This is a genomic window from Erwinia sp. SLM-02, from assembly GCF_037450285.1.
Classification (GTDB): Bacteria; Pseudomonadota; Gammaproteobacteria; order Enterobacterales; family Enterobacteriaceae; genus Erwinia.
This window is the reverse complement of sequence record NZ_JAQISN010000007.1, coordinates 70,668-83,691: the sequence shown is the minus strand read 5'-3', so window position 1 is coordinate 83,691 and position 13,024 is coordinate 70,668. Positions and strand designations below refer to the sequence as shown.

The 13,024-nt window shown below is 54.9% G+C and carries 12 protein-coding genes; 3 read left to right on the top strand and 9 right to left on the bottom strand.

Features of this window, described 5'->3' with window-relative positions; translation table 11 throughout:
* Nucleotides 1–254 precede the first annotated feature (254 nt).
* Genes hemG through pepQ form a run of 4 tightly spaced genes read right to left on the bottom strand, consistent with a single transcriptional unit; the run spans nucleotide 255 to nucleotide 4,227 of the window.
* Nucleotides 255–791, bottom strand: a complete 537-nt coding sequence (hemG, locus tag PGH32_RS24085) for a menaquinone-dependent protoporphyrinogen IX dehydrogenase (protein ID WP_337895382.1) — start codon at nucleotides 789–791, stop codon at nucleotides 255–257.
* A gap of 14 nt (nucleotides 792–805) precedes the next feature.
* On the bottom strand, nucleotides 806–2,257 hold the full coding sequence (gene trkH / locus PGH32_RS24080; protein WP_314426613.1) for a Trk system potassium transporter TrkH: 1,452 nt from the start codon (nucleotides 2,255–2,257) through the stop codon (nucleotides 806–808).
* Nucleotides 2,258–2,284: 27 nt separating this feature from the next.
* Nucleotides 2,285–2,896, bottom strand: coding sequence for an IMPACT family protein (locus tag PGH32_RS24075; RefSeq protein WP_337895381.1), 612 nt, complete (start codon nucleotides 2,894–2,896; stop codon nucleotides 2,285–2,287).
* Nucleotides 2,896–4,227, bottom strand: a complete 1,332-nt coding sequence (gene pepQ, locus PGH32_RS24070) for a Xaa-Pro dipeptidase (RefSeq protein ID WP_337895380.1) — start codon at nucleotides 4,225–4,227, stop codon at nucleotides 2,896–2,898. Before pepQ ends, PGH32_RS24075 begins: the two co-directional genes overlap by 1 nt.
* 186 nt (nucleotides 4,228–4,413) lie before the next feature.
* On the opposite strand from pepQ, the gene fadB reads away from it, so the two are divergent.
* Nucleotides 4,414–6,600 carry a fatty acid oxidation complex subunit alpha FadB gene (gene fadB, locus PGH32_RS24065; RefSeq protein WP_337895379.1) on the top strand — a complete coding sequence of 729 codons (2,187 nt, stop codon included), beginning with the start codon at nucleotides 4,414–4,416 and terminating at the stop codon, nucleotides 6,598–6,600.
* Between the two features lie 10 nt (nucleotides 6,601–6,610).
* Complete coding sequence (gene fadA / locus PGH32_RS24060) at nucleotides 6,611–7,774, top strand: acetyl-CoA C-acyltransferase FadA (protein WP_314426622.1); 1,164 nt, start codon at nucleotides 6,611–6,613, stop codon at nucleotides 7,772–7,774.
* A gap of 98 nt (nucleotides 7,775–7,872) precedes the next feature.
* Here the strand turns inward: fadA and fre are convergent, their stop codons facing one another.
* Complete coding sequence (gene fre / locus PGH32_RS24055; RefSeq protein ID WP_314426624.1) at nucleotides 7,873–8,574, bottom strand: NAD(P)H-flavin reductase; 702 nt, start codon at nucleotides 8,572–8,574, stop codon at nucleotides 7,873–7,875.
* Nucleotides 8,575–8,619: 45 nt separating this feature from the next.
* The gene (gene ubiD, locus PGH32_RS24050; RefSeq protein ID WP_105595180.1) at nucleotides 8,620–10,104 is read right to left on the bottom strand and encodes a 4-hydroxy-3-polyprenylbenzoate decarboxylase; all 1,485 of its coding nucleotides are present in this window, start codon (nucleotides 10,102–10,104) and stop codon (nucleotides 8,620–8,622) included.
* Between the two features lie 170 nt (nucleotides 10,105–10,274).
* On the opposite strand from ubiD, the gene rfaH reads away from it, so the two are divergent.
* Nucleotides 10,275–10,763 (top strand): transcription/translation regulatory transformer protein RfaH, encoded by a 489-nt coding sequence (rfaH, locus tag PGH32_RS24045; RefSeq protein ID WP_314426627.1) that lies wholly within the window; start codon nucleotides 10,275–10,277, stop codon nucleotides 10,761–10,763.
* Between the two features lie 65 nt (nucleotides 10,764–10,828).
* Here the strand turns inward: rfaH and tatD are convergent, their stop codons facing one another.
* From tatD to tatB, 3 genes are all read right to left on the bottom strand, one after another.
* The gene (gene tatD, locus PGH32_RS24040) at nucleotides 10,829–11,608 is read right to left on the bottom strand and encodes a 3'-5' ssDNA/RNA exonuclease TatD (RefSeq protein WP_337895378.1); all 780 of its coding nucleotides are present in this window, start codon (nucleotides 11,606–11,608) and stop codon (nucleotides 10,829–10,831) included.
* Nucleotides 11,609–11,688: 80 nt separating this feature from the next.
* Nucleotides 11,689–12,450: a Sec-independent protein translocase subunit TatC gene (gene tatC / locus PGH32_RS24035; RefSeq protein WP_123337879.1), complete on the bottom strand. Its 762-nt coding sequence runs from the start codon at nucleotides 12,448–12,450 to the stop codon at nucleotides 11,689–11,691.
* 2 nt (nucleotides 12,451–12,452) lie between these two features.
* Entirely contained in the window at nucleotides 12,453–13,022 is a 570-nt protein-coding gene (tatB, locus tag PGH32_RS24030) for a Sec-independent protein translocase protein TatB (protein ID WP_337895377.1), read from the bottom strand.
* Nucleotides 13,023–13,024: the final 2 nt, after the last annotated feature.

The window sequence follows — 13,024 nt, the reverse complement described above, 5'->3', positions numbered from 1 at the left end:
TAAAGAGCAGTGCAGTCAGTGCCGAGGCTTCCTGCTGCGAGGTGGCGTATATTACGCTTTCCTCCTTCGGAGTCAACTTCTTTTTGAGAAGTTTTTTCCGGCGGTTCAGACAACTTCCTGAACCTCTGAGTGGCTGACCTGTCAGTCATTGTGCCGTCTCAGTGGTTGCGCATTATAGGGAGTTCTCGACGACTGACAAGTGTTTATTGCAAAAAAATTACCGAGCGCGCTTTTTTTCAACGAACCGCGTTTTTTTACTGCAATTTGCCTGGTAATGCAGCAAATTCATGGGCGAAACGGGCCACCTGCTGCCAGTCTGTGTACTCTACCTCTTTACTCGAATCCGTTTCACCGCCCGTCATACGCATAATCAACTGAATCATGATGCGATCGAACACCCCATAGCGTGGATAGCGCAGCGCGCCTGCAAACACCGCACAGCAGTCCGGTTCCCATGGGGATTGTATAAGGAACTTGCGTGTGTACGCGTTGGTTTGCGGCGTACGCTTTTCTGCCTTTCGAGCAGTCAGATTTACTGAGAAAAACCCACTCTGCCGCTGTTGCAGTGAATGAAGGTGTTTTTTCACAAACTTCGCCACCTGAGGGTGGAAATGACCATAGCGGATAGAAGCCCCAATCAGCACCCTGTCATACAGGGACCAGTCAATCTCACCCACATGATGAATATTGAAGACATCGCACTCACTCTCCTTATTCAGTAGGTTTGCTATATAAGAGGCGATCTCTCGGGTCTGGCCATCACGGCTGGAAAACAGAACTAGCGCTTTCATGATTACACTCTCACTTACTCACGCCAGAAGGTCGGCGTAAAAAGAACTAATAACGTAAAGACTTCAAGACGCCCAAACAGCATCGTCAAAATCAGGATCCACTTGGCGGTATCATTCATGGAAGTGAAATTATCAGCCACAACCCCCAGCCCCGGGCCAAGGTTATTCAACGTGGCGGTGACCGCAGCAAAGGCAGAGAAGTCATCAACCCCGGTTGCGATGATCGCCAGCATACTGAGGATAAATACCAGCGCGTAGGCTGAGAAAAATCCCCAGACGGCTTCCAGGATACGCTCCGGCAGCGCACGGTTACCCAGTTTAATGGTATAGACCGCATTCGGATGCACCAACCGCTTCAGTTCACGTGACCCCTGTTTAAACAGCAGCAGGATACGGATCACCTTCAATCCCCCCCCTGTTGAACCGGCACAGCCGCCAATAAACGCAGAGCACAGTAGCAGTACGGGCAGGAATAGCGGCCAGTGGGCAATACTGTCTGTCGTAAAGCCGGCGGTTGTTGCCATCGAGACGACCTGGAAGAATGCCTGATTCAACGTCTGCATGCCGCTTTTATAAACACCATGGAACCACAGAACGATCGTGCAAATAATGACGAGCGTTAACTGCACGCCAATAAACATGCGAAACTCAGGATCGCGCCAGTAGACCCGCAGACTGCGTCCGCTCAGTAGCGAGAAATGCAGACCGTAGTTACAGCCTGAGATCAGCAGGAAGATGGCAATAATCGTGTTAATCGTAGGGCTGTTAAAATAGCCAACGCTGGCATCGTGGGTAGAAAATCCGCCAATTGCGATAGTGGCAAAGCTGTGGCCTATCGCATCAAACAGCGGCATGCCGGCAACCCATAACGAGACGGCACAGGCAACGGTAAGCAGCACGTAGATCAGCCACAGCGTTTTCGCCGTCTCCGCAATACGCGGGCGCATTTTGTTATCTTTTAGTGGGCCGGGCATCTCTGCGCGATACAGCTGCATTCCACCGACGCCAAGAATAGGCAAAATGGCCACGGCCAGGACAATGATCCCCATACCGCCGAGCCACTGCAGCATCTGTCGATAAAACAGGATGGCCTTGGGCAATGAGTCCAGACCCACCAGCGTCGTTGCGCCCGTTGTTGTCAGTCCGGAGAAGGATTCAAAGAAAGCATCGGTTACTGAAAGGTTGGGCCGCTCGGCAAAAATAAAGGGCATGGCCCCCACACTGCCCAGCACAGTCCAGAACAGCACCACGATCAGAAATCCTTCTCGCGGTTTAAGCTCACTTTTTTGCCGGCGGTTTGGCCACCACAGCAGGGTACCGATCATCAGAGCCATAAAGAACGTCTGGGTAAATGCACGCCCGGCCCCGTCACGGTAAATTAAAGCCACCAGCCCGGGCACAATCATCGTGCCTGAGAACAAAATGACCAGTACACCCACTATGCGGGTAATGGCACGAAAATGCATTCTGCCGTTCCTTTCCTTACATACATGTTATTTAAGCGGGGTCAGCTGCAGCAGGCCCCGGCTGAAGTCCGACAGATTCTGTGAAAAACCAGCAACCTGAGCATGAGGTAACGCCAGAGTAAGCGTAATGTTTTGCAGAAACTCGCTATTCAGCAGCTGACCATCAAAGCGAGCAATCAGACGTTCAATATCCCCCAGCTGCGCATAGTCGCAGACCAGCAGGAAATTCAGCATGGGGACTTTAATCTTGCGAGTTAACAGCCGCAACGCCTGCTGTACCCCACCGCCGTACGCCTTGACCAGTCCCCCCGTTCCCAGCTGGATGCCGCCATAATAGCGCACTACGACGGCGGTAATCTCACCAATATTGTTACCCATCAGCTGAGCCAGCATCGGCTTTCCGGCGGTGCCAGAGGGTTCGCCATCATCGGAAAATCCCAGCTTCTGCGAATCATCCGGCGCACCGGCCACCCATGCCCAGCAGTGATGCCGGGCGCCGGGATGCTCCTGCTTGATCTGCTGGACGAAAGCCCGGGCCGCTTCTACTCCGTCCGTATGCGCCAACAGAGTGATAAAACGGCTTTTTTTAATTTCCTCGCTGTAGCTGCAAGACTCAGCCGGGATTTCCCATGCATCCATCAGGAAAGATGCAGATCGCGGGTCATATTTTCTACCCGGTTCGCATGAATCACGACGTTATCCTCAATACGAATACCGCCATAGGGTTTCAGCGCGTCAATCTTACCCCAGTCGAAGTGCTGGCTGAACTTACCGCTGCGCCAGGGTTCCAGCAAGGAGTCGATGAAATAAATCCCCGGTTCAATAGTGAGTACCATGCCCGGCTCCAGAATGCGCGTACAGCGAAGATAAGGATACTGTGCAGGTGCCGCCTGGTGGGTGCCGCGGTCATCCTGCATAAATCCGGCGACGTCGTGCACCTGTAATCCCAGCGGGTGGCCGACCCCGTGTGGCATAAAGGGTCCGGTGATATCTTCTTTCACCATGGCTTCGGCGCTGATCCCTTTCACCAGCTGATGTTTAAGCAACAGGCCGGCAAGGCGGAAATGCATCTGCTGATGATATTCGGTGTAGCGCACGCCGGCTTTCATCGTGGCGATAAGCGCCAGCTCTTCCGCATTCATATCTTTAACCAGCTGCGCATACTCGCTGCTTTCACTCGCGGCATAGGTGCGGGTCAGATCGGCCGCATAGCCCTGATATTCGGCGCCGGCGTCGATCAGAAAACTGCGCCGGTGTTCCGGTACCTGATGCGCCAGTTTGGTGTAGTGCAGCACCGCGGCATGCTCATTGAGGGCAATGATATTGTCATAGGGAACATCCGTATCCCGGTGCCCCGTCGCGCTAAGATAGGCGATATTAATGTCGAACTCGCTCATGCCGGACAGGAAGGCTTCTTTCGCCGCACGATGACCGCTGACCGCAATCTTCTGCGCCTGCCGCATGCAGTAAAGCTCGTAGCTGGTCTTATGGGACCGGTGGTAGTGCAGATAATTAAGCACGCCGGCTGGGTTAATCGAGTCTGCGCTGAAACCCAGCTGCGCCGCACGCGCGGTAGCCGGTCCAATATACGCGGCATGTTGGCGTTCGGCTGGCAGCAGCTGCGCGATGTCATCAGCATTTTTAAGAGCAATAATATCGATCTCACTGGTCCAGAAGCTCTGTGGCAGCGGCTCTACGTTATGCCAGTAGTCCACCGGTGAGTAGAACCACAGTTTCGGCTTACTGACGCCATCAATCCATAACCAGCAGTTGGGAACCTGCGTCACCGGCACCCAGGCTTTAAACTGAGGATTAACCTTGAACGGATAGCTGTGATCGTCGAGGAACACCGTCAGCAGTTCCCCAGAATGAATCAACATTGCATCAAGATTATGGCGCGCCAGTACCTGCTGCGCACGCTGCTGCAGCGTTTTTAGATGCTCCTGATAAAGCGTTACCAGTGATTCCATTTCCTTGCCTCCGTGATGTTCAAATTGTCCGCATCTTATCATAGCCTGCCTGGCCGTGCCGTTTTGCCTCAGCTGTGATCTTGTTTGCAAATTGGCAAACTCTCGTTTGCAAATAATTAACATCGCTTCCACACTCACCATCATCTGGTATGACCAGATCCCTTTATCGTAGCTCAGGAGACAGACATGCTCTACCAAGGCGAAACGCTTTCCCTCGACTGGCTGGAAGATGGCATAGCCGAACTGGTTTTCAATGCCCCAGGCTCAGTCAATAAACTGGATACCCGGACCGTGGCCAGTCTGGGAGAGGCGATTGCAGTGCTGGAGCAGCTGCCGGAGCTGCATGGCGTACTGCTCAGCTCTGCAAAACCCGCCTTTATCGTTGGGGCCGATATTACAGAATTTCTCTCGCTGTTTACCGCACCGGCGGAGCAGCTGGCGGAATGGCTGGCTTTTGCCAACGGTATTTTTAATCGACTGGAAGATTTACCGGTCCCAACCGTCTCCGCCATCAGTGGCTACGCGCTGGGCGGCGGCTGTGAGTGCGTGCTGGCGACAGATTTCCGCATCGCGACAGAAAATACACGCATCGGTCTGCCGGAGACAAAATTAGGGATTATGCCGGGGTTTGGCGGCTCGGTCCGCCTGCCGCGCCTTTTGGGCGCCGACAGTGCGCTGGAAATCATCGCCGCCGGAAAAGATATCGACGCGGGTCAGGCGCTCAAAGTGGGCCTGGTTGATGCGGTCGTTACGGAAGAGAAACTGGCTGCCGCCTCGCTGGCGGTATTGAAGGAAGCTATCGCCAATAAACAGCCGTGGCGTGAGCGTCGCCAGGCGAAACTTGCCCCCCTGAAGCTGAGTAAAATTGAAGCCGCCATGTGCTTTACCACGGCCAAAGCGATGGTGATGCAAACTGCCGGTAAGCACTATCCCGCACCGATTACGGCGGTCAAAACCATTGAAGCCGCTGCCACACTGGGCCGCGACGAAGCATTGAAGCTGGAAACGGCGGCGTTTGTACCGCTGGCGCGCTCCAGTGAAGCACGCGCCCTCGTGGGTATTTTCCTCAACGATCAGGCGATAAAAGCCAAAGCAAAAAAACTGACCCGTGATACCGATACGCCAAAGCAGGCCGCCGTGCTGGGTGCCGGGATTATGGGGGGCGGGATTGCTTACCAGTCTGCATGGAAAGGCGTACCCGTTATCATGAAGGATATCAGCGAGAAATCTTTGCATACCGGAATGAATGAAGCCGCGAAGCTGCTGAACAGACAGCTGGCGCGCGGAAAAATTGATGGTCTGAAGCTGGCCAGCGTTATCGGCACCATCCAGCCGACGCTGCATTATGCGGGTTTCGATCGCGTTGATATCGTCGTTGAGGCGGTTGTTGAAAATCCCAAAATTAAAGCGGCCGTGCTGGCTGAAACAGAAGCACAAATTCGCCCGGACGCCATACTGGCATCCAATACCTCAACCATTCCCATCAGCCAGCTGGCGAAGTCGCTGACGCGGCCGGAAAACTTCTGTGGTATGCACTTCTTTAACCCGGTACCGCGTATGCCGCTGGTCGAGGTTATTCGCGGTGAACAAACCGCCGACGGCACGATTGCCAGCGTGGTGGCGTGGGCCAGTAAAATGGGGAAAACCCCCATCGTGGTCAATGACTGCCCGGGGTTCTTCGTTAACCGCGTGCTCTTCCCCTATTTCGCCGGATTCAGTCTGCTGCTACGCGACGGGGCTGATTTCCGTCAGATCGATAAAGTGATGGAAAAGCAGTTTGGCTGGCCGATGGGACCATCATGGCTGCTGGACGTCGTGGGCATTGATACCGCTCACCATGCGCAAAGCGTCATGGCGGCAGGTTTCCCACAGCGCATGAGTAAAAGCTATCGCGATGCGATTGATGCCCTGTTTGAGGCCGGACGTTTCGGACAGAAAAATCAGCTTGGCTTCTGGCGCTGGGAAACGGACAGCAGGGGCAAAGCAAAAAAAGTCAGCGATACCGCGACCGATGGCCTTCTGCAGGAAGTCTGCCAGCCGAAAAGGGCGTTCAGTGATAGCGAGATCGTCGCCCGTATGATGATCCCGATGATCAACGAAGTAGTGCGCTGCCTGGAGGAAGGCATTATCGCCTCCCCTGCAGAGGCCGATATGGCCCTGGTCTACGGGCTGGGCTTCCCACCGTTCCACGGCGGTGTTTTCCGCTACCTTGATACGCTGGGCAGCGATCGTTTTGTCGCCCAGGCTGAAGCCTTTACTACGCTGGGCGCGCTGTATGAGATCCCGGAAACACTGCGTGATAAGGCCAATAGTGCGGAAACGTGGTATCCCCTGGCAGCCCCGCTGAATGATGCAACGCTGAAAACGGCGTGAGGAAAAGAAAATGGAAAAAGTTGTTATTGTTGATGCCATCCGCACGCCAATGGGCCGCTCAAAAGGTGGAGCCTTTCGCCACGTGCGCGCAGAGGATCTCTCTGCACATCTGATGCGCAGTCTGTTAAGCCGCAATCCGGCACTGGATGCCGGTTCCCTGGATGATATTTACTGGGGCTGCGTGCAGCAAACGCTGGAACAGGGGTTCAATATCGCCCGCAATGCAGCGCTTCTGGCGGAAATCCCGCACCGCGTGCCGGCAACCACCGTAAATCGTCTCTGCGGGTCATCCATGCAGGCTTTGCACGATGCGGCACGGGCCATTATGGTTGGGGATGCCTCATCCTGCCTGATTGGCGGCGTGGAGCATATGGGCCATGTGCCCATGAGCCACGGCGTAGATTTCCATCCGGGGCTGGGCCGAAGCGTGGCCAAAGCCGCCGGTATGATGGGCCTGACGGCTGAAATGCTGGCTCGCCTGCACGGAATTGGCCGTGAAATGCAGGATCGGTTTGCTGCACGCTCCCATCAGCGAGCCTGGGCCGCGACTCAGGCCGGGCATTTCAATAATGAGATTGTCGCCGTCTCCGGCCACGATGCCGATGGCATCCTGAAACGCTACGAATTCGATGAGGTCATCCGTCCGGATACCACGGCAGAAAGTCTGGCCGCTCTTCGCCCGGCATTCGACCCGATAAACGGTACCGTCACCGCAGGCAGCAGCTCCGCGCTGTCCGACGGCGCGGCCGCGATGCTGGTGATGAGCGAGTCGCGCAGTGCGGAACTGGGGTTGAAACCGCGAGCGCGTATCCGTTCCATGGCCGTGGTCGGCTGCGATCCCTCAATCATGGGCTATGGCCCGGTCCCGGCCTCACAGCTGGCATTGAAACGTGCCGGACTGAGCATCGACGACATTGATATCTTTGAGCTGAATGAAGCCTTTGCCGCGCAAACGCTGCCGTGCATTAAAGATCTGGGGCTGCTGGATAAGCTGGATGACAAGGTGAATCTTAACGGCGGAGCCATAGCGCTGGGTCACCCGCTTGGCTGCTCGGGGGCAAGGATCAGCACAACCCTGCTGAATCTGATGGAGCGGCACGATAAGCAGTTTGGCCTGGCGACCATGTGTATCGGGCTGGGCCAGGGGATCGCAACGGTATTTGAAAGAGTCTGATACGTTAGACTGGCAGTTTTACTGTTTAATTTCCCGCCTGTCAGGGGCGGGTTTTTTCATGCTGGTGATGAACAGGGCAGGTTCGCTGCCCTCTTACCTCAGAAGAAAGCAAACGCGTCGCCAAACATGCGCGCTTCCTGAGCGCCACGCTCAGCGCAGAAACGTTCACGGGCAATCTTCGCCATCTCAAAGCGGCCAGCAATATAAATGTCGTGATCGGCCAGGCTACCGTAATCCTGCATCACGGCGGTCAGTACCGTACCCGTACGGCCGGTAAAGCCCTCTTCCGCCTGCTCAACAACCGGTACAACCTTCAGGTTCGGATGCTTAATCGCCAGGGCGTTCAGCTCATCGAGATCGTAGAGGTGCTTCAGCTCACGCCCGCCCCAGTAAATGGCGATATGGCGATCGGGCTGCTGCGATAGCGCCGTCAGAAGAATCGATCGCGCGTAGGAGAAACCGGTTCCTCCGGCAATCAGCACCAGAGGACGATCGCCCTCTTCACGCAGCCATGCATCTCCGTGCGGAATATCAACGGTAATCTGACGCTGCTGCTGGATACGTTCCATCACCGCCATGGCGTAGAGATTCAGCTCAGATGCACCGATATGAAGTTCAATGATGTCTTTCTCCATCGGCGTAGAAGCCAGAGAGAACGGACGCTTATCACGCTCGTCCATGACCACCATCAAATATTGTCCTGCGCGGAAACTGAAATCAGCTTCCGGGATCATTCGAACGCGGTACACAGTATCGGTAATCGCCTCTACCGAGGTCACTTTACAGCTTAAGGTTGTCATGCGGTCCCTCTGTCGGGTCGTCATTATCATTTGACCACCGGTGCATCAACGCGCCGGTGTATCACTCAAGATGCCTAACTCATCCCAAATTGCATCAATGCGGGCGGTAACGGCAGGATCTTTGCGGATCGGCGTTCCCCATTCACGCTGCGTTTCACCAGGCCATTTATTCGTGGCATCAAGACCCATTTTGGATCCCAGCCCGGAAACCGGTGAAGCGAAATCAAGGTAATCGATCGGCGTGTTTTCTACCAGTACGGTATCACGGGCGGGATCCATACGTGTAGTGATCGCCCAGATTACGTCGTTCCAGTCGCGCGCGTTAACATCGTCATCGCACACAATAACAAATTTGGTGTACATGAACTGCCGCAGGAATGACCACACGCCCATCATTACGCGTTTAGCGTGCCCGGCGTACTGTTTTTTAATGGTCACCACGGCCAGGCGGTAGGAGCAGCCTTCCGGCGGCAAATAGAAGTCGACGATTTCCGGGAACTGCTTTTGCAGAATCGGCACAAAGACTTCATTCAGCGCCACGCCCAGCACCGCGGGCTCATCCGGCGGCCGTCCGGTATAAGTAGAATGATAAATCGCATCCTGCCGCTGGGTTATGTGGGTAATGGTGAAAACCGGGAAGCTATCCACTTCATTATAGTAGCCGGTGTGATCGCCGTAAGGCCCTTCCGGCGCCATCTCACCCGGCTCGATATACCCTTCAAGTACGATTTCAGCACTGGCAGGCACCTCCAGATCGTTTGAAATGCACTTAACGACTTCGGTTTTCGTGCCGCGCAGCAGGCCGGCAAAGGCATATTCCGACAGCGTATCCGGCACCGGAGTCACGGCACCCAGAATGGTCGCCGGGTCGGCGCCAAGCGCCACGGATACGGGGAAGCGTTCGCCGGGATGCTGCTGGCACCACTCCTGAAAATCCAGTGCGCCACCGCGATGGGAGAGCCAGCGCATAATCAGCTTGTTCTTGCCAATAACCTGCTGGCGATAAATGCCGAGATTCTGTCGCTCTTTCAGCGGACCACGCGTAACCGTCAGTCCCCAGGTCACCAGCGGAGCGGCATCATCCGGCCAGCACTTCATGACCGGGATCCGGCTTAAATCCACCTCGTCCCCCTGCCAAATCTGCTGCTGGCACGGGGCATTACGCAGCCGTTTGGTCGGCATGTTCAGCACCTGCTTCCACTGCGGCATTTTATCGAAGAAGTCGCGGAAGCCCCGCGGAGGCTCCGGCTCCTTCAGAAATGCCAGCAGGCGGCCAACATCCCGCAGTGCTTTCACATCTTCCTGACCCATCCCCATGGCAACACGGTCCGGCGTACCAAACAGGTTGCACAGTACGGGCATACTGTATCCCTTCGGGTTTTCGAACAGCAACGCAGGGCCGCCTGCACGCAGGGTACGATCGGCAATTTCGGTCATTTCCAGATCGGGATCGATCTCATGTTTGATGCGTTTTAATTCTCCACGCTGTTCAAGCAGAGAAAGGAAGTCGCGTAAGTCGTGGTATTTCATGACTTTCCATCAATACGGTCAGTGAGTCGGCCATTATAGTGCCGATCCGGCGCTGAGGGTTAGTTTTGTTGGCAACTTTACGTCACCGGTGTAAACCCACCGCCAATCTCTCTATATCTCTGCAGATGACTTTGGTATTCTTATCGGTCGGATAATTTAAAAGTGACGTTATGGAATCCTGGTATCTACTTTACTGTAAACGAGGTCAGTTACTGCGCGCGAAAGAGCACCTTGAGCGCCAGGACGTGCATTGCTTCAGCCCAATGATTGCGCTGGAGAAAATCGTGCGCGGCAAACGAACTCAGGTCAACGAACCGCTCTTCCCCAACTATATGTTTATCGAGTTCAATCCTGAGGCGATTCATACCACGACCATCAGCGCCACCCGGGGCGTCAGTCACTTTGTTCGCTTTGGTAATCAGCCCGCGATCGTGCCGCAGACCGTTATCAGTGCATTGCAGAACGAACCGGTCCTGACCGGTTTTGACGAGGGGCTGGCACAGCCGGGAGATACGGTGATTATTACCGAAGGGGCATTTGAAGGGTTGCAGGCTATCTACACCGAACCCGATGGCGAGACACGCTCAATTCTGCTGCTTAACCTGCTGAACAAACAGGTGATCCGCAGCGTAGGCAACGGTCAGTTCGAGAAACTGTAGCCGTTCACCCGTTAAGCGCCGATCGACATCCGACGGTCAGCGCTTTTTTGCAGCATCCCGCGCGTTTATAGCCGAAACATCCGGCGTGCATTCTCGGCCGTCTTCTCTGCCAGCATAGCGGCATCATCACCGCGCAACAGGGCGACCTGTTCTACGATATGCGGCAGGAAGCAGGGTTCATTACGGCGTGACGCGGGGCGTGGGCGCATATCTCTTGGCAGCAGCCAGGGGGCATCAGTTTCAAGCAGCAGCCGATCGGCCGGAATTAACGGCATCAGCTCACGCAGTTCCAGGCCTCTTCGCTCGTCGCACACCCAGCCCGTGATACCGATAGATAACCCCAGCGCAAGGCAATCCTCAAGCTCCTGACGGTTGCCGGTGAAGCAGTGCAGAACCGCCGCAGGCAACTTCGGTAACCAGGGCTGAAGAATTGAGATAAAGCGGCTGTGGGCTTCCCGGCAGTGAAGAAATACCGGCAATGACAGATCGGCGGCCAGCTCCAGCTGGGCATTAAAGGCATAGGCCTGCTGCTCCGGCTCAGAAAAGTTACGATTAAAATCCAGGCCGCACTCACCAATCGCAACAACCTGCGGCATTTCTGCCAGCCTGCGCAGGGTCGTTTCCGTTTCGCCTGACCATTCACTGGCATGATGAGGATGCACACCCGCCGTTGACCAACAATAGTCAGGATGCTGCAGCGCAAGGCTCTGTGCCTGTTGGCTCTCCAGCGCATTGGTTCCGGTGATCAAAATACCGTTAACGCCGGCTTCACGCGCGCGTTTCACCACCTGCTGACGGTCTTTTGCGAACTGCGTGCTGGTCAGGTTTACACCAATATCAAACATAGTCTCTTCCAAACAGTAACCGCCCTGACGGGCGGTTAGAATAACGTGTTTGTCCTGCCTGAGCAGCCGGTAGCAGAGGCTTACTGCGATTCAGTATCCTGCTCTTCTTCATCGTCGCCACGTTTTTGCCCGACGTAGAAACGAGAAACCAGCACGCCCACTTCAAACAGGCAGTACATCGGAACGGCTAACAGCGTCTGGGAGAAAATATCCGGCGGTGTCAGTAACATTCCCACCACAAACGCGCCTACCAGTACATATGGACGTTTGGCTTTCAAATCTTCCGGGGTGGTCACCCCAGTCCAGCAGAGCAGTATGATTGCAATCGGCACTTCAAATGACACGCCAAACGCCATAAACAGCGTCATGACAAAGTCGAGGTAGTTATTGATATCTGTTGCAATCTGTACGCCCTGCGGCGCGGTTTTTGCGAAGAAGCCAAACGCCAATGGGAAGACGATAAAATAGGCGAAAGCCATTCCCAGGTAGAATAGGAATGAACTGGAAAACAGCAGCGGCATGACCAGACGACGCTCGTGCCGATACAGAGCTGGGGCAACAAACGCCCAGATCTGATAAAGAATAACCGGCACGGCGAGGAAAATGGACACGATCACGGTCAGTTTAATTGGCGTCAGAAATGGCGAAGCCACATCGGTCGCAATCATACTGGCGCCTGACGGCATCTTCTCGATCAGCGGAGCAGCAACCATCTGATAAATGTCATTAGAGAAATAGATCAGACAGAGGAAAATCACCAGAACGGCAATAATGCAGTTTAACAGGCGCTTACGTAATTCAATCAGATGACTGATAAGGGGCTGGGTATCTTCAACTGCCATTTTTATCGTTCATCGCTCGGTTGAGTGGAGTTTGGGGCTACGGGAGAAGCAACGGGAGTCACCGGTTTCTTCAGGGAAACCACATTCTCGATCTCTGAAGCCCTGGGTTCAGCAGCCACGGCCGCAGACGGTTCAGGTTCAGCAGATTCAGGAGCCTGCGCAGGCGCAGACGCCTGATGATCGGCTTGCGATGGCGTCGCGCCGTCATGAGAAGGCTCGTTTTTCACCAGCGGATTATGAATGGTGTGCGCTTCTTCATCCGCAGCCTTCTCGTTATCGCCAAGATAGGAACGCTTGAACGACTCTGCCGTCTGCTTAAGTTCCTCGACTGAGGCCTTCAGCTCAGGTGAAAGGCTGTCCATGCTGGCCTTTTCAATTTTCTTCAGGCCATCCTGCAATTCCTGCAGCTTCAGCTCCTGCGCCAGCTCATTCTGTACGCTGGTCGCCAGCGAACGTAATGCCCGGATCCAGCCAACAACGGTTTTCACCGCTACGGGTAAACGCTGCGGTCCCAATACGACCAGACCAATAACGAAAACCAGTACCAGTTCACTAAAGCCTATGTCGAACACGG